The organism is endosymbiont GvMRE of Glomus versiforme, from assembly GCF_003546845.1.
In genome coordinates this window covers 119640-145471 of record NZ_NWVA01000004.1, presented here as the reverse complement: position 1 = coordinate 145471, position 25832 = coordinate 119640, and the positions used below count along the sequence as shown (strand labels likewise).

General features: G+C 32.2%; 22 protein-coding genes and 1 pseudogene. 10 read left to right on the top strand and 13 right to left on the bottom strand.

Annotated elements, in window-relative coordinates:
* Positions 1–297 (bottom strand): hypothetical protein (locus tag GvMRE_RS13785; RefSeq protein ID WP_172575339.1); only part of this gene is annotated, 297 nt, incomplete at its 3' end.
* Positions 298–434: 137 nt separating this feature from the next.
* Between GvMRE_RS13785 and GvMRE_RS08605 the strand changes: the two genes are divergently transcribed.
* From GvMRE_RS08605 to GvMRE_RS08590, 4 genes are all read left to right on the top strand, one after another.
* Entirely contained in the window at positions 435–1148 is a 714-nt protein-coding gene (locus tag GvMRE_RS08605; RefSeq protein WP_147410787.1) for a hypothetical protein, read from the top strand.
* A gap of 199 nt (positions 1149–1347) precedes the next feature.
* Positions 1348–1890 carry a type II toxin-antitoxin system antitoxin SocA domain-containing protein gene (locus GvMRE_RS08600; protein WP_147410786.1) on the top strand — a complete coding sequence of 181 codons (543 nt, stop codon included), beginning with the start codon at positions 1348–1350 and terminating at the stop codon, positions 1888–1890.
* An 11-nt stretch (positions 1891–1901) separates the two neighbouring features.
* Positions 1902–2117 carry a hypothetical protein gene (locus tag GvMRE_RS08595; protein ID WP_147410785.1) on the top strand — a complete coding sequence of 72 codons (216 nt, stop codon included), beginning with the start codon at positions 1902–1904 and terminating at the stop codon, positions 2115–2117.
* Between the two features lie 319 nt (positions 2118–2436).
* The gene (locus GvMRE_RS08590; RefSeq protein WP_147410783.1) at positions 2437–2871 is read left to right on the top strand and encodes a hypothetical protein; all 435 of its coding nucleotides are present in this window, start codon (positions 2437–2439) and stop codon (positions 2869–2871) included.
* Positions 2872–2896: 25 nt separating this feature from the next.
* On the opposite strand, the gene GvMRE_RS08585 is transcribed toward GvMRE_RS08590, so the two are convergent.
* Positions 2897–3094 carry a type II toxin-antitoxin system RelE/ParE family toxin gene (locus GvMRE_RS08585; RefSeq protein WP_147410784.1) on the bottom strand — a complete coding sequence of 66 codons (198 nt, stop codon included), beginning with the start codon at positions 3092–3094 and terminating at the stop codon, positions 2897–2899.
* 186 nt (positions 3095–3280) lie between these two features.
* On the opposite strand from GvMRE_RS08585, the gene GvMRE_RS08580 reads away from it, so the two are divergent.
* Entirely contained in the window at positions 3281–3715 is a 435-nt protein-coding gene (locus GvMRE_RS08580) for a hypothetical protein (protein ID WP_147410783.1), read from the top strand.
* 25 nt (positions 3716–3740) lie between these two features.
* On the opposite strand, the gene GvMRE_RS08575 is transcribed toward GvMRE_RS08580, so the two are convergent.
* From GvMRE_RS08575 to GvMRE_RS08550, 6 genes are all read right to left on the bottom strand, one after another.
* Entirely contained in the window at positions 3741–4043 is a 303-nt protein-coding gene (locus tag GvMRE_RS08575) for a type II toxin-antitoxin system RelE/ParE family toxin (RefSeq protein WP_245939641.1), read from the bottom strand.
* Positions 4044–4373, bottom strand: a complete 330-nt coding sequence (locus tag GvMRE_RS08570; protein WP_147410782.1) for a HigA family addiction module antitoxin — start codon at positions 4371–4373, stop codon at positions 4044–4046.
* Between the two features lie 4 nt (positions 4374–4377).
* Positions 4378–4611 (bottom strand): hypothetical protein, encoded by a 234-nt coding sequence (locus tag GvMRE_RS08565; RefSeq protein ID WP_147410781.1) that lies wholly within the window; start codon positions 4609–4611, stop codon positions 4378–4380.
* Positions 4596–5108 (bottom strand): hypothetical protein, encoded by a 513-nt coding sequence (locus tag GvMRE_RS08560; RefSeq protein ID WP_147410780.1) that lies wholly within the window; start codon positions 5106–5108, stop codon positions 4596–4598. Before GvMRE_RS08560 ends, GvMRE_RS08565 begins: the two co-directional genes overlap by 16 nt.
* 69 nt (positions 5109–5177) lie before the next feature.
* Complete coding sequence (locus tag GvMRE_RS08555) at positions 5178–5810, bottom strand: tyrosine-type recombinase/integrase (protein ID WP_147410779.1); 633 nt, start codon at positions 5808–5810, stop codon at positions 5178–5180.
* 344 nt (positions 5811–6154) lie between these two features.
* Positions 6155–6511, bottom strand: a complete 357-nt coding sequence (locus GvMRE_RS08550; protein ID WP_147410778.1) for a hypothetical protein — start codon at positions 6509–6511, stop codon at positions 6155–6157.
* Between the two features lie 92 nt (positions 6512–6603).
* Between GvMRE_RS08550 and GvMRE_RS13780 the strand changes: the two genes are divergently transcribed.
* From GvMRE_RS13780 to GvMRE_RS14410, 5 genes and pseudogenes are all read left to right on the top strand, one after another.
* Positions 6604–6759: a hypothetical protein gene (locus GvMRE_RS13780; protein ID WP_172575338.1), complete on the top strand. Its 156-nt coding sequence runs from the start codon at positions 6604–6606 to the stop codon at positions 6757–6759.
* A 26-nt stretch (positions 6760–6785) separates the two neighbouring features.
* Positions 6786–7613, top strand: coding sequence for a DnaJ domain-containing protein (locus GvMRE_RS14535; RefSeq protein ID WP_425451143.1), 828 nt, complete (start codon positions 6786–6788; stop codon positions 7611–7613).
* Positions 7583–7846: pseudogene (locus tag GvMRE_RS14480) on the top strand (J domain-containing protein); the annotation flags it as partial. The gene GvMRE_RS14535 and the pseudogene GvMRE_RS14480, both read left to right, overlap by 31 nt.
* Positions 7847–7867: 21 nt before the next feature.
* Positions 7868–14164, top strand: a complete 6297-nt coding sequence (locus GvMRE_RS08540) for a hypothetical protein (RefSeq protein ID WP_245939640.1) — start codon at positions 7868–7870, stop codon at positions 14162–14164.
* A 303-nt stretch (positions 14165–14467) separates the two neighbouring features.
* Positions 14468–14602: a hypothetical protein gene (locus tag GvMRE_RS14410; protein WP_281267968.1), complete on the top strand. Its 135-nt coding sequence runs from the start codon at positions 14468–14470 to the stop codon at positions 14600–14602.
* A 162-nt stretch (positions 14603–14764) separates the two neighbouring features.
* Here GvMRE_RS14410 and GvMRE_RS08535 read toward each other — a convergent pair whose 3' ends face one another.
* From GvMRE_RS08535 to GvMRE_RS13775, 5 genes are all read right to left on the bottom strand, one after another.
* Positions 14765–20215: a J domain-containing protein gene (locus GvMRE_RS08535; protein WP_147410777.1), complete on the bottom strand. Its 5451-nt coding sequence runs from the start codon at positions 20213–20215 to the stop codon at positions 14765–14767.
* A gap of 3 nt (positions 20216–20218) precedes the next feature.
* Positions 20219–20431, bottom strand: a complete 213-nt coding sequence (locus GvMRE_RS08530) for a hypothetical protein (RefSeq protein ID WP_147410776.1) — start codon at positions 20429–20431, stop codon at positions 20219–20221.
* Between the two features lie 8 nt (positions 20432–20439).
* On the bottom strand, positions 20440–20919 hold the full coding sequence (locus GvMRE_RS08525; RefSeq protein WP_147410681.1) for a hypothetical protein: 480 nt from the start codon (positions 20917–20919) through the stop codon (positions 20440–20442).
* A gap of 43 nt (positions 20920–20962) precedes the next feature.
* Positions 20963–22219 carry a hypothetical protein gene (locus tag GvMRE_RS08520; RefSeq protein WP_147410775.1) on the bottom strand — a complete coding sequence of 419 codons (1257 nt, stop codon included), beginning with the start codon at positions 22217–22219 and terminating at the stop codon, positions 20963–20965.
* A 1691-nt stretch (positions 22220–23910) separates the two neighbouring features.
* Positions 23911–25832 (bottom strand): hypothetical protein (locus GvMRE_RS13775; protein WP_216361638.1); only part of this gene is annotated, 1922 nt, incomplete at its 5' end.

Below are 25832 nucleotides of genomic sequence, written 5' to 3'. Positions count from 1 at the left end.
CTTCCCCCTCCTCAAACCCGCCGTTGTCGCCCCTCGGGTTGACTCCCTTCGGTCGTCAATTCCCTTCGGGGCTTCCAATTCGGCGTAAATATTACAAAAAAGTTGCGTTTTTCACTCTTTTTCTCCTATTTTCGCCGCACATTCAGCCTTAATTTTTATATAACTTGGACTGTTTCACAGTCCAAAAAGCCCTCCGGGCTTAATAAAAAAAAAATAATAATGATTGAGGCTTAAAATTTTTAATAAGTGATGCTGTTTTTTCCTTTTTTTGCCTGTGCTTTTTTGTATCCAAAGCACAGGTTTTAAGTATTAAATAGGGAAAATCCTTTAATTTTCCTTATTAAATGGGGCAAAATAGGGTTTTTGAAGGAAAATTTTTTTTGCTACTTTTTTTTAAATGAGACAATAGACGGACAGATATTAAAAATATCTCTATGAAAAGCAAAGGTGATAATTTGTTAGAGAGGAGTATTTTTAATTCAAAAGAGATAAATAAATCTCCTTTAAAAAGAGTAGGAAAGAAACATTTCAAAACTCCTACTTGTCAGTGATGCAGTTCACCAGAAATTAGATTGGTGCCAGTGAGTTCACTTTGGAACCTAAAACCCCCAGAAACCCCTCGTTATCAAAAACTTTGGCAAGAACGCGGCTGACCAACGAAACTGAACTTATGCTATTATTGTAAACAGAACTGTGAGTTAGCACATAGAGAAGTTAACTTGTGGCTGTGTCCCCGGTGTCATAAGTGTTTGATTTATCGTTTAGAGAATAAGCCGGGAAAGGCGGCTTATGAGCAATTGCCGGTGAATTGCTTGTGGTGCGGTTGGAAAAAGAAGCGTTTGACTAAAAAACAGCAAAAGAAAATCACCGACCAAGTAATTAAGAGTGGGCTGAGTTATCAGAGAAGTAAGAAAACCGCGAGCAAGAATTATTTTGCTTGGTGTAGTTTTTGTGAAGGAGTGATAGTTGGTAAGCAAAAAGATAAAGGAGTTAAAAACCGCAACCAAATACGCTTTTGAACTGATAAAGTTGGTGAGGAAAAGTTGATTTGTAATAAATGCTTGCGGGAAAATGGGGAATTTCAGCAGTTATTGTTAGGTAAATATAAGGGGAGGTGAAGAAAGTATAAGAGTAGGGGGTTGATTTAAGAAAAGAAACTTAAAAATCTCTATAATGGCAACAGAAAAACAATATTTTTACGGAAAAATTTCTTGTTTTTAATACTTTAATTTTTTCTATTAACTATTTATAAACCTCTTTTTAAGTATTTCCTACACGAAGTAGGAATATACTAAAAGATAAGAAAACATATGTATAGAAAAATTGTCAACGGTAAAAATAACTATTATGAACCAACTTGTTTCAGCTGTTGAAGTAGCTAAATTATTGTTGTCTTACGACCCAGAGAGGGAATATTTCTCTGACAATAAATTAATTTCAGTAGAAGAAGACGAAGTTGAACCTACCCAAGGAAATTTTCGAATTAACAAAATGCTTCATATTTGCCAAATGCTTCATTATGCTAAATACAGAGAACCTCTTTTTTTTGAAGATTTACGAGCCTATAAAAGAGGAGCCATTGTTTATCCTATTTACAAAGGTTTTTTTAATTTGTATCGACAAATGCTTAAACCCGAAGAAATTCAATTAAATCCAAAAAAGAAATCTTTCATCAGCAAAATTTATCATTACTTTAAAAATTATCAAAATGAGCAATTAGAAATTTTTTCTCACGATGATATATCCTGAAAACAAACTTGACAAAGAGAAAACGATGATGATAGAATGATAATTAACGAAGAAAACAAAAAATTTTATCGTGATTTATTAAGCCACATTGTTAGAGAAGTGGAATTTTACCAAGATGCACCCATAATGAATATAAATTAAAACTAACTAATATGGCTGTTCCCTTATATCATCCTAACCAAGTTGTTTGATTTCGAACTAATTATAACGATGGAACTGATAACCTAACTAAACATCGCCCTTACTTATTGAAAGAAGTAAACGAAAAGGATAAGTCATTAATTTTCTTTCCCATTACTTCTAATCGAACCCACTACAATACTTTTATTACTCAGTTTGAAATCCTTAAACGTTCGCTTTTTGTTTAAATAGAAAGATATATCACCGTTCTTTCGTTAACACTAATCGTTTAGTTATAGTTCCTTTTGAAGCGGTTAAGTATCTAGATTTTTGTAAACTTTGTTCTCTGATTTGTCTTGATAAGGAAGAATTTGTTGGTGTGATTAAACTCCATAATGTTTTGCCTAAATATAAAATAGATATCAAAAGAATTGACTTAACTATTGAGAAATTTGCTGCAAATTAAAATTCCTATATGAAAAAACTGGGGGAGCAAGCGGAGCATTAAGCTGGGAAGGACAACAAAAATGGTATAGAAAGCACTGGAAAATAGAATTAACCGAGTGATTGGATAAATATGGTTATTTGCCCGTTAATTATCGGTGTGCGACAAAATGGCTTAAAGATAAGCAACATTTAAGCAATTGTGCTTGTTTAGCAGAAGAAGCCCAAGAATTACACGAACTTTTTACTAGCTCTTTACAGGAAAAGGAAGAAAAAATAAAAAAATGTCAGTGTAAAGAAAGCAACAAACCCCGAACCCCTTATTATGACTATGATAATTATGGTTATACTTACTGCGAAAAATGCGAAAAAAGAATAAAAGGAGCCGGTAAGCATGGAACCATTAAAAACCGCAATAATCCTGCTTTTTGAGGCTTAAATATTCCACAAAAAGTTTTATGTGGAGAATGCTTGGCCAACTATTTAGAAAACATGCCTACTAGAAAGAAGTATTTATTTAGTGAATATCAGAAAAGAGGTTACTGGGATAAAAAATAAGCAAAAACTCTTTGCTTGACTTTTCTTATTTTCTTTCCTTATGATAATCAACTAACTCCACTTGATAAACTTTGCCAGTTTCTCAAATAAAGCATAGGCGAAATTGGTCGTTAACACGAATGCTATGCTGACCTTGACGACGACCTTTTAATTTTTCTAAATCAGTGCCAAAGATGGTTTTTAATTGGTTTAAATTAGCTGCAAAAGCAAAAAGAGTAGTCATTTCCTCTCACGCTTTTTTTTGTAAGGAAGGGCTTCATTTTTTNAAAAGAATTGACTTAACTATTGAGAAATTTGCTGCAAATTAAAATTCCTATATGAAAAAACTGGGGGAGCAAGCGGAGCATTAAGCTGGGAAGGACAACAAAAATGGTATAGAAAGCACTGGAAAATAGAATTAACCGAGTGATTGGATAAATATGGTTATTTGCCCGTTAATTATCGGTGTGCGACAAAATGGCTTAAAGATAAGCAACATTTAAGCAATTGTGCTTGTTTAGCAGAAGAAGCCCAAGAATTACACGAACTTTTTACTAGCTCTTTACAGGAAAAGGAAGAAAAAATAAAAAAATGTCAGTGTAAAGAAAGCAACAAACCCCGAACCCCTTATTATGACTATGATAATTATGGTTATACTTACTGCGAAAAATGCGAAAAAAGAATAAAAGGAGCCGGTAAGCATGGAACCATTAAAAACCGCAATAATCCTGCTTTTTGAGGCTTAAATATTCCACAAAAAGTTTTATGTGGAGAATGCTTGGCCAACTATTTAGAAAACATGCCTACTAGAAAGAAGTATTTATTTAGTGAATATCAGAAAAGAGGTTACTGGGATAAAAAATAAGCAAAAACTCTTTGCTTGACTTTTCTTATTTTCTTTCCTTATGATAATCAACTAACTCCACTTGATAAACTTTGCCAGTTTCTCAAATAAAGCATAGGCGAAATTGGTCGTTAACACGAATGCTATGCTGACCTTGACGACGACCTTTTAATTTTTCTAAATCAGTGCCAAAGATGGTTTTTAATTGGTTTAAATTAGCTGCAAAAGCAAAAAGAGTAGTCATTTCCTCTCACGCTTTTTTTTGTAAGGAAGGGCTTCATTTTTTTACAAAAATCCGGTTTCAAACCTTTTCAGTGTCTTTATCTTTAAATAGTTTTTTGGCAGTCATTTAAGCAGTTTTAAAGCGAGTTTCTTGGGTTTTATGGTAAGGATGAACTTGTTTTTTCACTATTTCTGCTTGGCGGTCTTTTCAAATGGCAAAATCATAAATTTGTTGGAGATTTAAAAATCCTTCGGGGTCAACTTGGAAGTATAGCCCGAGACGATAAGCAATGTCAGCATCAATTCGGCTTTTACCCTCAATTAAATCTTGGAGTTGATAAAGCGGCAAATTAGTATCTTGGCTTACTTTTTCGGTGGTTAAATTACGAGGCTGAAAAAAACGTCTTTCTAGTATTTTGCCAGGGTGAGTAGGAGGAAATTTGGCTTGATTGTTCATATGTTTATTTTTTACTTTTCCTTGCTTGGTATCATTGGTTTTCTGCTTGTTTTTCGGCTTCACTATGAGGAAACTGCCATCAAGCACAGCCACAGCAGAAAAAGGTGGGTTGAGACTGATAAGCAATTAAGTAGAGAGGGTTATTAAAAACACCACAAAAAGCACATTTTCCTTTGCTAACCAAGAGCAGGTTTTTTAAGTTTTGGCAATAAAAGCAGTTAGTTAATTTTTCTTTCATGGTGGTGGGTGAATAATCTTTGCTTCTAATGTTTGGTGTTCTCTTTCTAGTTGTTGGTAATAGTTGAGTTTTTGCCAGTGCTGGAACTGCTGGGCGGCTTTTTTGATTTCAGTGAGGAGGTGGCTTAGTTGATTTTCGGCTAATTGTTTATCTTTTATTGCGTTTTGATAAGCATTTTGGAGACTTGCGAGGTTTTGTTCGTAAGCATGGATTTTTTGGGTTAAATTGGTGTTGGTTTCTCGCTCATTGCGTAATTGTTGGTGCAGATTACTGTTAACTTGCTTTTCATGGATTAAATTGGCTTTGTTTGTGTTTCTTTTTTCTTGTTCGCTGGCTAAATCTTGGGTTAGTTGGCTAATAGTTTCCTTAGCAGTAGTTAATTTTTGCTGAATTTGATGCTTTTCTTGGTATAAAATAGCATTCTGTTTGCTTAATTCTGATAAATCATGGCGTAAATCGCTGTTCTCTACTTTTAAGTTGTTATTTTGAGCTTCCAACAACTTTGTTTCTCGGTGGATTTGGGTTAATTGGTTTTCTAGTTGGTGAATTTTGCTTAAATGCTCCGTTTATAGCATGTTAAGTAATGGCAAATTTGGCGTTAATGGTTCGGGTGACTTATCCAAGACAATTTTAATTTCCTCGGGTTCAGGCTGGGAATTTTTAGGTTTTTCTAACCAGAATTTACCGGTCAAAACATCGGCGGTGTCGTCATCATCATTATAGATATTTCGTCAATATAAAGCGGTAGTTCTAATGCTTTTATGTCCTAAAAGTTTTTGTAATAATGGTAACGGCACTCCGTTTTCAGCGTGATAAGTGGCAAAACTTCTCCTTAAAGTATGGGGAGTTAACTCAGCATTAGCAGGCAAGTTTGCTTCTCTTTTGATTTTGCGTAGGAAATGATAAAAGTTAAAACGATTGGTGTGGTTGGGTTTTCAATTATTTGCTTTTAGTTCCTTGATAATTTTCTTGGGAATGTAAACAATTCGCTCTTTTTTGCCTTTGGTTTTGATATGATACAAGCCTTTTTGCGTTTTACTTGATAAGTCGAAATTCACTGCTTCTGATACTCGCAAGCCTGCTTCTTTACCTAGTAAAAACAAACAATAATGTTCTTTACGCTTGCTTTCTTTGCGTTGATTAGGAATGTTTAAAATTTGCTGGGAAATTCTGGTTAAAAGTTGACAATTAGGAAGCATAATTATTAAAAATAAAAATATACTCCTCCTAACGGAAAATATTACTTACTATTAATTTTTAATAGAACACAGAAAAAACAAGCAAATTCACGCAAAAATCTAAATCATAACAAAAAATACTCGTAAAATCATGGCGTTAGCAATTCACTTTTAATTGGATGGATGTTAACCTTTTTAGCAGTCTTACATAATGGTTTTTTGGTTAAAAATAACTGTTTGCGACGAATTTTAATTAACTTTGTTAATTAGTGGTGAGTTTTGGCGAGCTTTTTTTCTTGCCAAGTCAGTAGCCAGTGGCTAAAACTGCTAAACCAAATATTGAAATTTATATTTTCTTTCCAATTTTATTTTGTTTTTTTTTTTTTTGCTAATCTAGCAGGGATGCTAACATTAGTTATGAACACTGCCTCAGCTTGACCATCAATGATACCTTTCATAATATATTGTCTAAATAGAGCTTGTTTTTTTTTGGTATGAATTAAGCGACGGAATTCTCATTTATGGCTACGATAAAGCTTAACCAAACAATCATCACAAATCCATTTATTTTCATACTCCTCATTTTCAGTTCAGTAGCCTCAATTATTTTTGCGACTATAACGACCAGAAGAGAAAACATAGTTAACAGTTATTTCTTTCGTATGACAATGAAAACAATTAACAGTAAGGGGTTGGAGAGGTTTTTTTTTATCTTGTATCATATAATTATATTTTTGTGAATAAATGAGGTGATATAAAATTGTTGATACTAAAATAATGTATATAGCAAAATAGTTATATAGAAAATTGTATTATGAATGAAATAAAAGAAATTATAAAAAGTGATAACCTAAACGGCACACACAAATATACACACATACTGGCAAAGAGAGAGAGAGAGAGAGAGAGAGAGAGAGAGAGCAAGTTCAAACCTCCCACGAGAAGCCTGAAACCGAGAAGCCAACGGTAAGCCTCCCAGTTCAAAGTTTTTTTAAATTAGATTTACAGTTTTTTGGTGGAGAAGAAAATTATTACCAAATACTAGGAATAGATGAAAATGCGACCCAAGAAGAAATTAAAAGAGCCTATCAGAAATTAGCTTTAAAATGACACCCTGATAAAAATCAAGGAAATAAGGAGACCGAAGAAAAGTTCAAAAAAATTAATGATGCTTATAACACTTTATCCGACCCTGAAAAAAAAGAAAACTATGACAATAAAGTAGTGATTTTCAATGAAAATGAAATTAACGATTTAAGAGAAAAATTAAATTTAGCATCACTAGTTTGGGTTGACATTACTAAAAAAAACGCCGAATTAGAAGCCGAAATAAATGTCCTTAAAGAGAAGTTAGATGAGGAGGAAAAATTAGCAACTGCTGGAAAAATAGTAGACCAAGAAAAATATGACAATTTATATAAAGATTGAGAATTAGAAAGAGGGAAAAATGACACACTTAAAACTGAAAATAATAAATTAAAGTGAGATAATGGTGATAAACAAAGACAAATTAACAAATTAAATGAAACTATTGCCAAAAATGATAAGGATTGGAATGAAGAAAAGGTAGAAAATAAAAAAACTTTTACTAATTTCAAAAATAATAACGATAAACTAAGAAAGGATAATGGAGAATTAAAAAAGGAAATTGATAGGTTGGAAAATGCTTTTTCTAAACTTGAAAAAGAGCATCAAAAAATTTCTGCTGAAAATGGGTGACTTACATTATCAAATCATAATTTCGAACTAAGAGCAAAAAAATTAAATGGTAAAATTAACGAGTTAGAAAATGAATTACNCCTGAAACCGAGAAGCCAACGGTAAGCCTCCCAGTTCAAAGTTTTTTTAAATTAGATTTACAGTTTTTTGGTGGAGAAGAAAATTATTACCAAATACTAGGAATAGATGAAAATGCGACCCAAGAAGAAATTAAAAGAGCCTATCAGAAATTAGCTTTAAAATGACACCCTGATAAAAATCAAGGAAATAAGGAGACCGAAGAAAAGTTCAAAAAAATTAATGATGCTTATAACACTTTATCCGACCCTGAAAAAAAAGAAAACTATGACAATAAAGTAGTGATTTTCAATGAAAATGAAATTAACGATTTAAGAGAAAAATTAAATTTAGCATCACTAGTTTGGGTTGACATTACTAAAAAAAACGCCGAATTAGAAGCCGAAATAAATGTCCTTAAAGAGAAGTTAGATGAGGAGGAAAAATTAGCAACTGCTGGAAAAATAGTAGACCAAGAAAAATATGACAATTTATATAAAGATTGAGAATTAGAAAGAGGGAAAAATGACACACTTAAAACTGAAAATAATAAATTAAAGTGAGATAATGGTGATAAACAAAGACAAATTAACAAATTAAATGAAACTATTGCCAAAAATGATAAGGATTGGAATGAAGAAAAGGTAGAAAATAAAAAAACTTTTACTAATTTCAAAAATAATAACGATAAACTAAGAAAGGATAATGGAGAATTAAAAAAGGAAATTGATAGGTTGGAAAATGCTTTTTCTAAACTTGAAAAAGAGCATCAAAAAATTTCTGCTGAAAATGGGTGACTTACATTATCAAATCATAATTTCGAACTAAGAGCAAAAAAATTAAATGGTAAAATTAACGAGTTAGAAAATGAATTACAGAGAACCAAAAATGAGTTAGAACATCAGCGAGAAAGAACCGATTTATTTTATGAAACAACTGATGATAATGGAAAAACTACTCGCAAAGAATTATCAGTAAAAGATTATAAAGAGTTAGAAAATAAATATAGAAGTTTGAAAAATAACCATAATATAAGAACTAGAAGCGATTCATCAGGGAGTGAGGAACAACCACAAATTAATAACAAATTTGATGTCGAGGTTGATGTTTCCGAAAAAGAAAATACTTCCGCAAAAGGAGAAAAAACAAATGCTTCTAAGTCAAAAAGACCTAAATTTTTCGCATTTTTTGGAAAAAAAGATAAAAATGTTCTTGGTAAAGTTCAAGAAAAAAGAGAAAACAAAAAAAGTTCTAGGGTAATAAACCTTAGCAGTGATAATAGCGAAAGTAATTCTACTTCTTTCCAAAAAAAACCTTCTTTTCCTAATCAACTAATTAATAGAAGAAATTCTCAACAATCAACTCACCAAGTCAATAGGAATAGAACCCAAGAAACCCTTTTCAGTTTTTCCAGTAATGAAAGTGATACAAGTCTTAATCCACAAACTCCTGCCTACGAAAGTCCTATTAATGAAACTAATAATATTTTTTTTCCTTCTCTGACTGACTTTGAAGATTTAGAGAAAAAGATTACTGAACTGAAAAGAAAAGTAGATATTAAGGAAAAAATAATTTTAAAAAATAGTGAAGAACTTTTGGAAAAGTCTGAGGAGATAGAGGAATTAAAAAAGCAAAATCAGGAAGTATTTAATGAGTCAGAGAGGACTAGTGATGAATTATTGATGGTTAGAGGACAATTACTCGAAACAGAGAGTGAAAGAGAAAGATTGTGAAATCAACTATTTGACAAAAAGCTCGCCAAAGAGAGAGAGAAAAATAATTTCCTTTCTCCGACTCCTTCTTTCCGAGAGAGAACTATAAGTTCTTCTTCTTCTTCTTCTTCTTCTTATCATAAAGCAATATCATTGTTTGACAAAGTAATAAATTCTCGTGAAAGTAATTTTACTACTCCGAATACCATGAGCCGAACACCTAGCCAAGCAGATGCTAATTTTAATGAGCGATTTGAAAATAACCGACAAAAACTGGCGGAAATGAGGAACGAAGCGACAAATGCTTTTGAAATCACACCGAACGAATTTTTGGCGAGTAATATAGGACAAAATGAGAACCAACAAAAAAGTCCGCAGGAAATAATTGAAGACCAACAAAAACTTATAGATAGACAGACTGAATTAATTAGTAAACAAATTAATGAATTAATAAAATTAAGAATATTAGTAGGAGATTTAGAGTTTGAAAGCAACGATTTAAGAGTAGATTATGAACTTTTAGAAAAAGAAAAAAAAGATTTAGAGGAAAAATATAACAAGCGATATAACAAACCTGAAAATGAAAGGCATAAAAATTGTAATTTGCAAAAAGGCATAGTTAATGAATTGAAGAAGGAATTAGAAGGATTGCGACATGAATTAGAAAATAAAAACCTTGATAAAGGCAAAGGGAAAGCAGGTTTGGCGGAAGATTTAACCAAAGAAAATCGCGAACTTAATGAGCAATTAAATGCCGCCCAAGTTGTAATTAATGATTTGGAAACTACTAGTGCTAATCGTCAGGAAGTTATTAATAAAAATTCAGATACTATTAATAGACTAGGAAGAGAATTGGATGAGGTAAATCAAAATTATAGGACAAGCCAAATAAATAGAGAAGCCGAAATAGCAAGGTTAAATGAAATTATTAGAAATAAGGATAAAGAAAAGGAACAAGAAGTTGAATTTAAAATAAATAGAGAAAAAGAAAAATACGAACTAGAAAAAAATAAGGTTGTTTGTTTTAATGAAGCCGAACATGAGGAAAGAAATAAAGACTTAAATGAGAAATTAACCGCTAATAAAGCCAAATTAGAAGAAAACAAATTAACAATTGGAAAATTGGAGGGTGATAAAGAACATTTGAATACAGAATTAAATAATGAGATTGAGAGAAATGGAGGATTGACCGCCCAAATTGAAGGAATTACGGAGACTAAAAATGGTTTAGAAACACAACTGAACGAGGCTAATGAAGCGAAAACCGCAACGGAAAAAGCACTACAAGAACAAATAAACAACTATACTCTTGCTATTGCTGCTAAAAAGGAAGCGAAAAATAAATTAATTACGGAAAAAACTAACCATGATACAACCAAGGGAGAATTAGGGTCAGAAATTAAACGAATTATAATTGAAAAAGAGGAATTAGAAAAAGCAAAAACAGGCTTGGAAAACCAAGTAAAAAGTTTATCAGAAACTTCCCAAAGTTATAAGGAGGAAATTGAGAACCAAAAAGCAGATTTAGCCAACCAAGTAGCGGAAAAAGAGCAAACAATTATTACTTTTCAACAGCAAATTAAAGAGCAAAAAGAGAAAGCCGAACAACAACAAAACGAATGAAAAGAATTTATTGATGATTTGGTTCACCAATTAGGAGAGGGCGACCAAAAATCCGAAACTGGCAAGAAAAAACCTAAAAAAGAAGAAATAACTATTGAAGTAAGTAAGAAAACTTTGCAGGAGATAACACAAAATTTACAAAGGAAATTAAGAACCGTTAAAAATAGTTTGAATGTTTGTGATGATAATTTAGAAAAAGCCCAAAACGAAATAAATCGCATTAAAGGTAAATTAGGGAATATTGAGGATGAATATTTGGATAAATTATTAGCCGACCAAAGAGAATTAGCAGTAGTGAGAGCAGAATTGGCTGAAATAAAATCAGAAAAAGCAAGTTTAGAAAGACAACTTAACGAATTAACTAGCACAATTACTTCCTTAAACGAGCAGTTAACTAACAAGCAAAACGACCATAAAGAAGTCCAAGACCAATTAATTTTACGCAATAATGAGTTATCTGAACTAGGGAGAAAAATTAATGAACAAAATACGAAAATTACTTCCTTGACTGGTCAACTAAACAATAAAAGAAAAGAACTTAGAGAAGCCCAAGATGAAAGAGATAAAAAACAAAAAGCATATGAAGGCATTCACCGTGATTTAAACTATGTTATTGATCAGCGATTAGCCAAACAAATACAAATAGATAATTTAAAAAACGATTTTAAAAAAAAAGAAGCCGAATTAACTCAAGCGAAAAATGAAAAGGTAGTATTGGAAAGTAAACTAACTGCCGAACAAGAAGAACATAATAAAACTAAAACTAATTTGACAAATGCTAATAATGCCAAAGAACAAACAGTAAAAGACTTAATCAACGAACAAAAAACGACTTCATCTTTAATGGCTAACACCACTACTCTTAAAGAGATAATTAAAGAAAAAGAAACAACAATCAAACAACAAGAAGCCGTTCAAAATGAATTAGTTGGAGAAAAAACTGTTGCGGAAGATAAAAGAAACGAAGCAATTAAAGAAAACCAAGAACTAAAAAATGATATTCAAATCTATCACAAAGCAGCCAATTTAAGAGAAAAAGATATAAAAAACTTGGAAGAATTATTAGAGAATTATGAGGAAAATGAACAATTTTTTGATGCTTCCGAAGAAGAACAAGAAGGAGAGAATTTGCCTAAAACAACTGAACTTAGCCACGAATATATTGAGAACACTGTCAATAGTTTACTAAGTAAAGAAAAAGAAACAGAAGAGAAAAATAATAATACTGTAATAAATCATGCTAAAGAAATAATAAGAGGAGAAGCATCAATTTTAGCTTCAATAGCAATAAAACGCTTAGACCAACAAAACCAAATGAGTTATTGAGAAAAAATAAAAAATCAGGCTCAACAAGTAGGAAAAATGCTTAATGAAACTTCAAGACAAGTTAAAAGTTACCTGGTTAATACTGATGGCAAAACCTTAAAAGCACTGGGATTTTTAGCATTAAGCGGTGGTTCTGCTTATGCTGGTTATCAAGCTTATCCTTATTTAAATTCGGTTAATCTGCCCTCTAATCAAGTAAACTTTAACGAGAATTTAGTAAATAATTTTACCAATCCATTTAATAATCCTAATAATTCAACTCCTCCTTACTATTTCAATATTTCATTTGAACTTCCAATAAATAGCACGCATAATACTACTCAAACTTTTTATTTTGATTTTGCTAACAAAACAATTAAGGAAAATTCTACTTACTATTTAAATTTAGGGAAACTAACGCATGAGAACCTGGTGCCAGAAACCATTACCCACACTAGCACGGTCACTCCAGCACCAGTTCACAACACGGTTAGCCAAACTTTAGAGGCAGAAACCATTACCCACACTAGCACGGTCACTCCAGCACCAGTTCACAACACGGTTAGCCAAACTTTAGAGGCAGAAACCATTACCCACACAAGCACGGTCACTCCAGCACCAGTTCACAACACGGTTAGCCAAACTTTAGAGGCAGAAACCATTACCCACACTAGCACGGTCACTCCAGCACCAGTTCACAACACGGTTAGCCAGACTTTAGAGGCAGAAACCATTACCCACACTAGCACGGTCACTCCAGCACCAGTTCACAACACGGTTAGCCAAACTTTAGAGGCAGAAACCATTACCCACACTAGCACGGTCACTCCAGCACCAGTTCACAACACGGTTAGCCAAACTTTAGAGGCAGAAACCAGTACCCACACTAGCACGGTCACTCCAGCACCAGTTCACAACACGGTTAGCCAAACTTTAGAGGCAGAAACCATTACCCACACTAGCACGGTCACTCCAGCACCAGTTCACAACACGGTTAGCCAAACTTTAGAGGCAGAAAACAGCAATACAAATAAAATTAACGAATTAGAAAATATTCTTAAAACTGAACAAAAAACTAACCGTGATTACAAAATACTTAATTGAATAAGAACTGCCGGAGAAATTGGAGCAGCATGATATTTAATTAAACTGGGTGATAAAAAAGAAAAATTAGGAAAAATTGATACTATTGATGAAATTGAAGAACAATTAAGAAACGAGCAACAAAATCATCACCAAACTAGAACAGAAAGGGATAATTACCGAGGCCAAGCCGAACAAGCAAAAACTCAATTAAATAATCATATTTGTCCTGTTTCTGTTTGTCTCCATCATGATTACCAAGAAATTAAACAAAAAAATCAAGAACTAAAAATAATTGTTTCTTCCTTGGAAAAAGATATTCACAACAAAGAGACACAAATTATCCAAAAGTTAATTACTGATTTAGAATTAATTAATTTAGATGAAAATGCTAACGTAGAGCAAGTAATTGAAACTATTCGTGAGTTAATTAATAAACCACCAACTACTAATATTGAGTATAAAGGAAATTGAGAAAATGAATTAGAAATAGCCAATCAAACCATCACTAAATTAGAAAAAGAACTAAAAGAAGAGCAAACTCCTTTTGGAGAAGACTTACAAGTTATTAAAAACCTTGAATTAACCAGTTTAACAGAGTTATTTGGTCAAGTAAATAATTACTATCAAGAGCAAATTCAACAAGCCGCTAATTACCAACAAGTAGTTAATGCCCGACAAGCCTTTATTCAAGAGAAATTAAGCCAAAAACAAAATACTTTATCAGTAGTTAATCAGCCTAAGCAAGAATTAATTCCATCACCAAAAAATGAAGACATAATTTTAAAAGTTGCTTTAATTGGAAGTTTAATAACTATTGGAGGATTAATTGTTAGAATGCAAAATGTAAAAAGAAACAAACAAATTAAAAACTAAGAAAACCGAAAGAAGCGAGTTTGTTTAGAGCAAAGCAACTAGCAGACGATAAACGGCGATAGAAAGTTATTTGCTCGTCGCTAATACATTTATAAAATGCTTCTCGTTTATTAGCATTAAATATACTTCGACGAAAAGAAATTCAGTGATTAGTTAAATGGTTAACTTGAAATCAAGTGCCAATGATTTCTCTGTTGCGTTCTATGGGTCCTTTAATGGTTAACTGACAAAATGACTGATTAATGGCTTGGAAATAGCAACTATCATTTACTAAATCATAAACAAAGGCAATATCATTATTTAGTGCGAGACACTAGAAATTGTAAAGATTGCCAAAAGAAAAAACAAAATTTAGTGAAAAATTCTAAACTAACTAATCGCATTAGTTTTAAAGTTAGTAAAGATTTCTTTGGTAAAGTTGCTAATAAGAAAAAGTAATAATTAAATCACCAAAACGGAAAAGAGCTTTTGAATCTTGGCTTAAAGGATTAGTGAAAAGTTTTTTATTGCCCACCTTTTGTTGTTCTCAAAGGGAGTTTTTTTTTTGGGGTTTATTATATTTACCGTTTTTTTTTTTTTCTAGCGGGTTATTCGGTATTTCTATTTTTCACAATACTCTTGATACCTATTCTGAAAACTATTTCATTGTTTTTCATCAAATTGACCTTTTTTTGTGCTTATTCATTGTTCAGTTAAAGATTGAATTTGTTGTAAATTCTCTTGAATAGTTTGGCTAAGTTCGGCTGAATAGCCAAGAGTTTGAAGTTTTTTTAAATTAGTAAAAAATTGATTAATCAAGGCTTTAATTTGTTGAGGGGGTGAAATAATTTGGGCTTTGCTGATCTGACTTGGTTTACCATTTAATCAATAATACAAAGCCCCAATTCCGACTGCGGTGCCCACTATTCCACAAGTGACAGGGAGAATAGTTTTTCATTCACTAGTTTTTTGTTGCGTAGCAAAAGAAGTATTATTTAAATTAGCATTTTGAAGGGCTTTTTTCTCGGCAATATGAGCTGCTACTTGTTGTTGATAAGTTTCTAACTCAGCCAGAGGTTTTTGATAAACTTCTTGGTGAAATCCAGAAAATGAACTATCTAAATCATAAACTTTTAATTCAGAGCCAAGTAAACTATTTAAATGGTTGATTACTGCTTTTCTAGTTTGCCATAAAATATCATTTTGGATTTCTTTTTTAAGTTCAGGAATTTTCTCAATAGGAGTATTTTCAATCACTTCTTTTCATTCTCTATTTTGGATTTTTTGCGGTTCAATATTTTCTTCAATTTGTCGGGCAATATCTAAGTGATTAAGTTGGATTTCTTGGATAGTTTTAGTTTGAATAACTTGGGTTAGTTTTTCCTCTAATTGGATTTGATATTGGTAATAAACTTGTTTTTTGGCTAGGTTTTTTTCTTCAAAAAGGGCAGTGATTTTCTTTTCAGCAGTTTCTAATGGAGGAATTTGTTGTCTTTCAATGGCTTTTTGGGCTTGATTTAAAATGTTTTGAATAATTTCTACTGGAGACTTGGGAGCCATAAAGTTTTCGGTTGTAACTGTTCCCCCATCGGAATAATTACCACCACCGGGAGCCGAAAAAGTAGTAGTAGTTTCGGAACTAGTAGGGTAAGCAGTGCCATTATTGGCTGTAAAACTGGAACTGTTTTGACTGGTATTTTCAGTTTGATTAGTGGTTTTTTCTTCGGTAGTATGAGAAGAGTAAGAATTTGTTGACTCAGAAGAAGCAGAGAAGTTGCTGTTTGGAGTATATTCATTTTGCCTGCTCCTTTCTCGTTCAGTTCTTTCTCGGGCCAAACGTTTGGCTTCTTGTTCTTGTCTTTCTTGTTCTCTTCTTTCGCTTTCGGCTTGTTCTTGCCTTTGCCTTTCTTGCTCGGCTTGTTCTTCTTGTTGATTATCCTCTTCGGCTTCATGGTTAAAACTTTCTTGCTGAGTTGCTGCTTCGGCGGCTTTGGCTTGGTCGATTAAAGTTTTTAGTTTTTCAATAATTTTAGCAATTTCTTTTCCGGTAGTTCGGGCTTTAATTTGTTCTTTTCAGCCGGCTCCCAAAATTTCTTCACAACTCTTTTCATTAATCTTTCCCTCAGAATTGGCTTTAAGTTCTCAATATTGCTCGATATGAGAGATGGCTATCAATTGTTTTTCAGTAATTTCTAACTCATCGCTAAATAGTACTTTGTCTATCATTAGGAATGTAGCGAAGAGTTTTAAATATTGAAAAAAAGCGGCTTGTTGGCTTTTTTCCGAGTTTCCTTCATAATGGTAATCATTGGGAGTCAATCCTTCTCTTTCTTCTCCTTGCGATTTAGTTGGATGTTTTCACTCTTCATAATTGGTATTTCGTCCACGATATTGTTGATTTTTCCGAGGTTTTGCTTTGGGATTTTTTTCTCTATAATGTTGTTGATTTTGGTCGTTAGTTAAGCCTATTTTTTTTAATTTTTCTAGTATTTCGGTACTATTAGAGTTTAATAAACTAGCCAAACGTTCTACGAGGGCGTTATTTAAATATTTAAATTGCGGATACTCTTCTATTCTTAATTTATTTTCTTCATAATAGTTAGCCACTGCTTTAAATATTTCTTCGGCTTGGGGGTCATTATTTTTATCAGGGTGTCATTGCTTAGTTAGTTTTCTCCAAATCTTATTTAATTTTTTTAAGTAATCAGGCTCCTGAGGAGGGTTAATTGGTGGGCTTTCAAAGGAAGCATTAATAGGTGTGTTTTGATTTGTTTTAACAATTATTAACTGCGGTTCATTTATGTCATTGGGAGCAGTTTCAATTGTGTTTGAGGTCTCTGTATTTTCTTTTAGTTCAGGTTGGGAAGTAGTATAATTTTTCTCTAATTCTGGTAAATCTACGAGCTGATAATTGTTTTGATTTCAATTTGCTTTTCAGGAATTATTTGAAATAGGACAAAAGGGAAAATTAGTAAAATTGTCTGGTTGAGAATCTATGTTAATTTCTCCTAATTCTTTAACTAGTTTATCGTATCTATCCAAAGCGAGATTAATCTCTTCATACAGTTTGCCATCATTAAGTTGACTAGAATCAATATTAGTTGAATTTTGTTGATATTGATTAATTAAATAAGCACTTCCAAGGAAAAATAAACTAGTGGCTGTTTTTGGGTTTCTTTCCGCTCATTTGGCTACTTTCCAAGCATAATTGAGAGAAGTATCTGCTAGTTTTTTTCCTTTGTTAATTGCTTGTGAGAAATAACTAGGTTGGGAGTTAATGGGATTTTCATTATTTTCTTCTGGTTGGATATTTATAATTACTTCTTCGGGTCGGATTTGTTGGTTTTCTTGGTTGTTTTGCTCTTCCAAAGCGTCGTAAAATATTTCTTGTGGCTCTTCTGTTTCTTCTTGGGCGTCTTCTCACGCTTCACTTTCATTATCTGAAAAGTCTTCTTGATTCTGGTTTTTTAAGCGTTGTTGTTCTGTTGTTAACTGGGTTAAAGTGATATTTATTTCACTTTCGGAATCACTAGTTTCGTCTTCACTATAAATTTCTTTTCTTTCGTTACTTTTTTTGTCAATATTAATGAAAACAGAATTAGTAGGAGTATCAACGTCTCAATCTGAAAAATAACCAGAATCTTCTCTCAAAACAATGTTTTCATCGTTTTCTGTTTCTGAGCCTGATAAAATTTCTTCATCTGATTCGAAATCCCTAATATTAATCACACTTTCTTCACTTTCAGAATAATCTGCTGAATTTCCCTCAATTTCGTCTTCAACTTCTAAAATTGTTTCTTGTGTTATCAATTCTATTTCATGACCCCCCTCATCTTCATCAAAATCAATGGTTAAGGTTTTTCATAAATCATTATAAGTTAATGAACTTTTATCTACTTTTAATTTATAAACAAAATCTTTTTGTAAGTTCCTTATGCTCAACTTTTCCCCAAAACTAGGTAATTCATTAATTATATTAAATTGAAGATGGTTAACTTCTAAATCTTGGTCTTGGGTAGGATAAATTTCGTAGGTAATAGTATTTTCTCCTTCAAAAGGGTCTATTTTTACTGATTTTACTTGAAATTCAATAGTGATTGGTTGGTTTTCTTCTAATTCTGCTTCTGAATTATTATCTTGTTGGTTTTTATTTTTAGTTTTGCCATTTAGATAATACATTAACAAAGCTCCTGGAACTATTTCAACAAATTTTTGGGCAACAGAAGTCTCTTGTTTTTGTTGAATATGCTGCTCGTGAAATTCCCGAACAATTTTAAATATTTCGGTGGCTCGGGCTTCACCTAATCCATTAATTTTAGATTTATCAGGGTGGATATCTCGTCAAAGATTTTTTAAATCTTTTCTACTGCCTTTGGTTAGAGTATTAATTATGTCATTAACTTTATCTAATGAAAGTCCGTTATTAATCAAAGATTTTTTAACTTCTCTTAGGGCTTGCTTTCCGGTCTTATTAAGCGATAGAGTTTGTTGATTACTAATTTTATCTTGACGAATTTCCCCTATTATTCGGCAAATTTTTCCTATTTTTTGGCTTTTTGTCAATGAATAATCACTATCCTTTACTCAGTCTTGCCAGGTTTGGTTCTCGTTAATAATTGTTCCCAATTCTTTTTCCAAATTGGTTTTTATTTCCAAGTCGCTAACTTGTTGAGTAATATCTTGACTAGTTAATTTTTGGGCAGTAATAATTTCATTTATAATTTTATTTTCTGCTTTTTCTTTTTTGTCAGCGTGTTTCTTTCAAGTTAGTCCTTTTTTATAATCCTCTTGGGCTTTTTGGTCGCTTAAATGAGGAGATATTAAAGTTTCGAGCGAATGCTTACTTTGGTCTTTTGGGGGAAGATTGGAAGTTAGAGTTTCAAGCGAATATTCACCAGCGGCAACGCTTGCGGGAATTAGCCATTCTTTCGGGCTGGGTGAAAAACTATTGCTTATCGGGTCGACAAATTGAGCAGCAGTTTCCATAATGCTAGGAACTATGTTTTGGGAATGGCTAGCGATAACTTGGGAGGCATCTAACCCTTGACGAAAAGAATTTAGATATCCCAAAAGACCTGGAACCTCTTTAAAGGCTATACTCATGGAGCGAGTTATAATTGGCTCTCGGCTATTAGAATTTACAAATTGTCAAAGCGACGGGCAAAGTTCCATGGCTTGACGCATGCCCCGAGTTTGAACCCGACTGTCAGTTGAATTAATGGCATTCTGAACAACTAAAACTCTAAGAATTCATTTTGCTAAATTATTTTTTAAGTGATAATTAGGATTAGGAATTTTAGATATTGATTTTTCGTTTCTTTCCTCTTGTTGGGAGTTGTCAATTTCTTCTATTTTTGCTTTTTCTGCTTGGTCTGAATCTTCGTTAATCAGTCTTTCTCATGTCTTTTTTCAGTTTTCAATTAAACCATTAATTTCCTCTAATCTGTCATTTATTTTCTTCTTATATTCTTCGTTAATGTTTGCTTTTTTTTGTCAATGTTCCAAATTGTCAGTTATAAGTTGTCATGCTTCAATAATGTCTTCACTTGACATTTCTGAATCTTCTGGCTTGTAATTTAGCAAATTATCTAATTCGTCCCTTTGCTTTTCTTGTCGAGTTTCTTCCTTATCAATTTTCTTTGTTAAACTATCGCAAATAAGATTAATTTCGTCTTTTATTGCTTGAAAAGCATTATTAAATCGCAACTTGTTTTTAATGGTTTTTTTAATAAACTTGTCTTTGGTAAACTTACCTAACTTTTTTTCTCAATTATTTCCTAAAATTTGTTCTTGGCTAGTTTGGTAAAACCAATAAACTTTTGCTCATTTTTCTTTAATTTTTTTGATGGCGTTGTTAACAATTGTTTTTATTTGTTTTTTTATTTTTTGTTCGTTAGTTGTTGAATTTTCATTATATCCATAATAATTACCATAGCCATAATCACTTTTGGGTGTGAATTTAGGAGAGTAATCACTTTTATTTTTACTTAAATTATTGGTTTCGGTAAAAATTGTTCTCTCTCTCTCTCTTATGTCGGAATTAGTTGCTTTTGGTTTGGTATGCTCAGGCATAAATTAATGTTTTTCTCCTTTCAAATTTAGTGTGTGTGTGTGTGTGTGTGTGTGTGTGTGTTGATTTTTATGTTCCATATAATCACTTAATACTCTTTCTACTAATTCCACTACTTCGCATCTTTCTTTAAGAGCAGTTTGTTTGACTTTTCAAAAAAAGTTTTCATGGACTTTTAGTCCTCAGGGTTTGGTTCTTTTATGATTAGTTTTCGTCATTGCTTTTATTATGAAATATTACACTTAAATCTAGGAGGAACTTCTACTACTCTCGCTTCTGTTTCTGAGTTAACAATCACTTCGCTTTCACTTACTTCTTCACCAGGCAATATGAGTTCAATCGGTGAACTAAATCGAACAGTAAATAAATCAGGATAATTGTTGACTTTCACCTTATAACTTTCTAATTGTGAACACCCTGAAAGGTCTAGTTTAATTAATCCAGGACTTTTTGCCACTAGCAACAAACGTAGTTCAGGATTATTACTTAAAACTAACTCGGTTAAAGAGCTTTTTAAATGACTAGAATTAATCCTTAATTGTTCTAAATGAGAATAAGCACTCAAATCTAATCTTCCACCTTCTATATCTTTTAATTCGTTAAATAAACTTTCTGTTTCTGGCTTCTTTGCTAATTGAACACTAATATCAATTTTCTTAGCAGTATCTTGGTCATAATTTTTTTCTATAAATTTTTGCAATGTCATAATATATATTTTTAGACATATAGATGAAAATATTATTAAATAATTATTTCTTCCAAAGCTTACTAAATCAACTTTTATTTTGTTCTTGAACTTGACAAACTTGCTTTGCTTCTACAATTTCTTCTTCAAAAACTAACGTTTCCTCTTTGTCTCGAAAAGCATAAGGATTATTATTTAACTCTTGATATTCAGCTTGACGTTCTAATTTGTTAGCAAATTTATTAACAAAACTTCTACCTTTTTTGACATAAGAATTAGCTAAATTAACCTTATCATTAACTTTATCAATTTGCTTAACTAGATTTTCCAACCTATTAATCAACTTTTCATCGTCTAAATGTAATTTACTCAATCCTTTCTTGTAAAGAGAATAGCCAAGTTGGTTTTCTACCTCTCTTATTAATTCTTTAATAGCATTAACCTCTTCGGTGAAATAATTAACTTTTTCATCCACAGCTTGGAAAACTTTTTGACCCTTTTTAGCATACTTTAAAAATGTGCTATCTGAATGATTAGAAGAAGATTGTCGTGCTAATTCTCCTCAATCAGTTCATTCTTCTTCGAGAGAAACATCAATAATTGGTTTTCATTCACTATCTATCAAAGCATCCGCTAAATTCTCTCGTAGTGTTTCTTCTTTATCAAAAGTTCCAATAGTAGTTTTAATAGTTAATTCAGGTTGATAATCTTTTTTGTTTATTTCTTCTCATTGTTGACTAATTTTGCTGTCTCGTTTTTCTTGTTCTTGCCCTAACTCTAATTCTACATCATCTAATTCTATTTCTCCTACTCAATCATCATCAACTTCGATAAAGTTCATTGGACAATTTATATCAGCTCACTCTTGTTTTCTTATATCTTGCTGTTTAATATCATTAATATGTTGAAAAAACTTAGCCAGTTTATTTAGTTTAGCGTCAAGTTTATTTAGTAATTCATTCATCTGCTTTCCTCGATGAGTCAATTGTCTTTTTTTAGAATAATCAGACAAATGAGCAACAGTCTCTAAACTATCTAGACCACTAATTTCATAACGATTATTGATGACTCTTGCTGTTTTTCCTAGCATGCTTAAAACTGGTGAACCTTTTTCTAAACCCTGAGTAATTGAAGTCCCCATCTCAATTTTCTTTTGATAGGAATTTATTTTTTTCTTGGAGTTTTGGATATAGCTTAGAATTTTCTCAATGTTGTCAGAAGATAATTTTTTACTTAAAACTTTATAACCTAACCTTTTGCCTTGATTAAGACATATTTTAGCATTGCTTATTGTTAAATTTTTTTTGCTCACTTGGTTCATATATATTATTTTAATACTTTTTTGCTAGTTCCTCTCAACTTCACTAACAATCCTCCTATGCTTACTAAACTAACTGCTAATAAACTAATCAAGATAATTCTTTCTTTATTTGGTGTTGCTGGGAGAGCTAATTCTTGTTGAGGTTGTTCAACTACTTGAATAGTATTTTGCTTCTTACTTAACTGTTTTTGAATAAAGGCTTGTCGGGCATTTACTACTTGCTGATAACTAGTAGCTTGTTGGATTTGTTGTTTAATGGTGTTGTCTACTGATTGGTTAAACAATTCTTCTAAGCTTTCTAATTCTAAGTTTTTAATTACAGCTAAATCTTCTCCAAAAGGAGTAGTTTGGTTAGTTAATTCTTTTTCTAAGTGATTGATAGTTTGCTGGCTGGCTTTTAATTGCTCTTCTAATTCACTATTGCTAAATTCTTGATAAATAGTTTGTGGGGGTTTGTTGATTAATTCTTGAATTTTGGTGATTACTTGCTCTAAGTTAGGATTATTTAAGTTTAGGTTTAAAGTTGAATTGAGTTCACCAATTATTTCCTGTCCCCTTTCCTCTTTTTCTTGGCAAACTTTTCGGTATTGCTTTTCTCAATTGTTCCTTTCTCACTTAATTTTTTCGTAATCAGTATGAGAACAAACGGGGTAAACATTGTCATTTATTTGCGAATTATCTTTTTGTTGCTGTTGTTGTTGTTTGTCTTCTAATTTATTTTTTCTAAGATAATAACCTAATCCTATTGCTCCTGCTACATAGCCACTAATAGCTTCTGCCGCTCAACCCCTCCTTTTATGCTCGGTAGTGGTGGAAGTAGGAGCCGTTGCTGGCACATTAACAGTTTTGGTTACAGTCGAAGCTTCTGGAATTGGTCCAGTAGTTACCTGCTCGGTAGTGGTGGAAGTAGGAGCCGTTGCTGGCACATTAACAGTTTTGGTTACAGTCGAAGCTTCTGGAATTGGTCCAGTAGTTACCTGCTCGGTAGTGGTGGAAGTAGGAGCCGTGGCTGGCACNTTCTTCTTTATCAAAAGTTCCAATAGTAGTTTTAATAGTTAATTCAGGTTGATAATCTTTTTTGTTTATTTCTTCTCATTGTTGACTAATTTTGCTGTCTCGTTTTTCTTGTTCTTGCCCTAACTCTAATTCTACATCATCTAATTCTATTTCTCCTACTCAATCATCATCAACTTCGATAAAGTTCATTGGACAATTTATATCAGCTCACTCTTGTTTTCTTATATCTTGCTGTTTAATATCATTAATATGTTGAAAAAACTTAGCCAGTTTATTTAGTTTAGCGTCAAGTTTATTTAGTAATTCATTCATCTGCTTTCCTCGATGAGTCAATTGTCTTTTTTTAGAATAATCAGACAAATGAGCAACAGTCTCTAAACTATCTAGACCACTAATTTCATAACGATTATTGATGACTCTTGCTGTTTTTCCTAGCATGCTTAAAACTGGTGAACCTTTTTCTAAACCCTGAGTAATTGAAGTCCCCATCTCAATTTTCTTTTGATAGGAATTTATTTTTTTCTTGGAGTTTTGGATATAGCTTAGAATTTTCTCAATGTTGTCAGAAGATAATTTTTTACTTAAAACTTTATAACCTAACCTTTTGCCTTGATTAAGACATATTTTAGCATTGCTTATTGTTAAATTTTTTTTGCTCACTTGGTTCATATATATTATTTTAATACTTTTTTGCTAGTTCCTCTCAACTTCACTAACAATCCTCCTATGCTTACTAAACTAACTGCTAATAAACTAATCAAGATAATTCTTTCTTTATTTGGTGTTGCTGGGAGAGCTAATTCTTGTTGAGGTTGTTCAACTACTTGAATAGTATTTTGCTTCTTACTTAACTGTTTTTGAATAAAGGCTTGTCGGGCATTTACTACTTGCTGATAACTAGTAGCTTGTTGGATTTGTTGTTTAATGGTGTTGTCTACTGATTGGTTAAACAATTCTTCTAAGCTTTCTAATTCTAAGTTTTTAATTACAGCTAAATCTTCTCCAAAAGGAGTAGTTTGGTTAGTTAATTCTTTTTCTAAGTGATTGATAGTTTGCTGGCTGGCTTTTAATTGCTCTTCTAATTCACTATTGCTAAATTCTTGATAAATAGTTTGTGGGGGTTTGTTGATTAATTCTTGAATTTTGGTGATTACTTGCTCTAAGTTAGGATTATTTAAGTTTAGGTTTAAAGTTGAATTGAGTTCACCAATTATTTCCTGTCCCCTTTCCTCTTTTTCTTGGCAAACTTTTCGGTATTGCTTTTCTCAATTGTTCCTTTCTCACTTAATTTTTTCGTAATCAGTATGAGAACAAACGGGGTAAACATTGTCATTTATTTGCGAATTATCTTTTTGTTGCTGTTGTTGTTGTTTGTCTTCTAATTTATTTTTTCTAAGATAATAACCTAATCCTATTGCTCCTGCTACATAGCCACTAATAGCTTCTGCCGCTCAACCCCTCCTTTTATGCTCGGTAGTGGTGGAAGTAGGAGCCGTTGCTGGCACATTAACAGTTTTGGTTACAGTCGAAGCTTCTGGAATTGGTCCAGTAGTTACCTGCTCGGTAGTGGTGGAAGTAGGAGCCGTTGCTGGCACATTAACAGTTTTGGTTACAGTCGAAGCTTCTGGAATTGGTCCAGTAGTTACCTGCTCGGTAGTGGTGGAATTAGTCAACTGATTTCTTTCTTGAGCTTCCCTTTCTGCGATATTCTTCGTTATTATTTTCTGAATATATTCGTCTAAATAATCTTTATCTCGGGAGTTCGGAGCAGAGAAATTTTGCTTTGAAATTTCGTTTTCAAATTTTAGTTGAACATTTTCCTCTAAACATGAACTTACTTTTCCTTTTAAATTGGTAATTTGAAAGTTTAATTCTGAAACACTTGTGCTACATTGTTGGTATCCATAATTACTATAAAGACCATAAACACCTAAAACACCAGTAGCAACTCGGAAAGGATGAGCCTTAATTTTACATAAAGCCGAGCCAGACACATTAAGAACTTTTTTTCCTCCCTCATAAATTCAGTTAAATCAACTAGCATCTTGGTTTTCTTTGATTTCAGATTGAGAAACAGAAGTATCTGACTCTACTAAACTTTCTGCCAGTTTACTCTCTTCTCCTTCTAAATCGTCTACTCTACCTTGAATTTCACTTTCTTGACTTTCAAGTTCAGATAAAGCCAAAAGTTCTGGTTCTCCTTCTGTTCTATCTAATTTACTTTCATTAGTAATAGAAATTACCCTCTTTTTTACTTCGGCTAATTTTTCTTTATTTTCACTAATTTCATTAGCTACCCTTGCCAGTTCTTTTAATCTTTCACTGGTATCTTTTAGTTTTACAATCTGGGGATTTTCTTCCTCGACACTAGCCTTTTCTTTGATATCAATCTCCTCTTCTAGTTCTGATGAATACGACGAAGTATCGCTCTCTTCTTCTGCAATAGAAACAATGTCTTCTTCTTTCATTTTCGATAAATAATCATCTATTTTATTTCAAGCTCCTAATATTTCTTGCTGAAATTCTAGTAATTTTTCTTTTTCTTTTATTTGTTCTTCTAACTGAGTGTTTTCTTCTTGGCTTTGTTGTAGTTTCT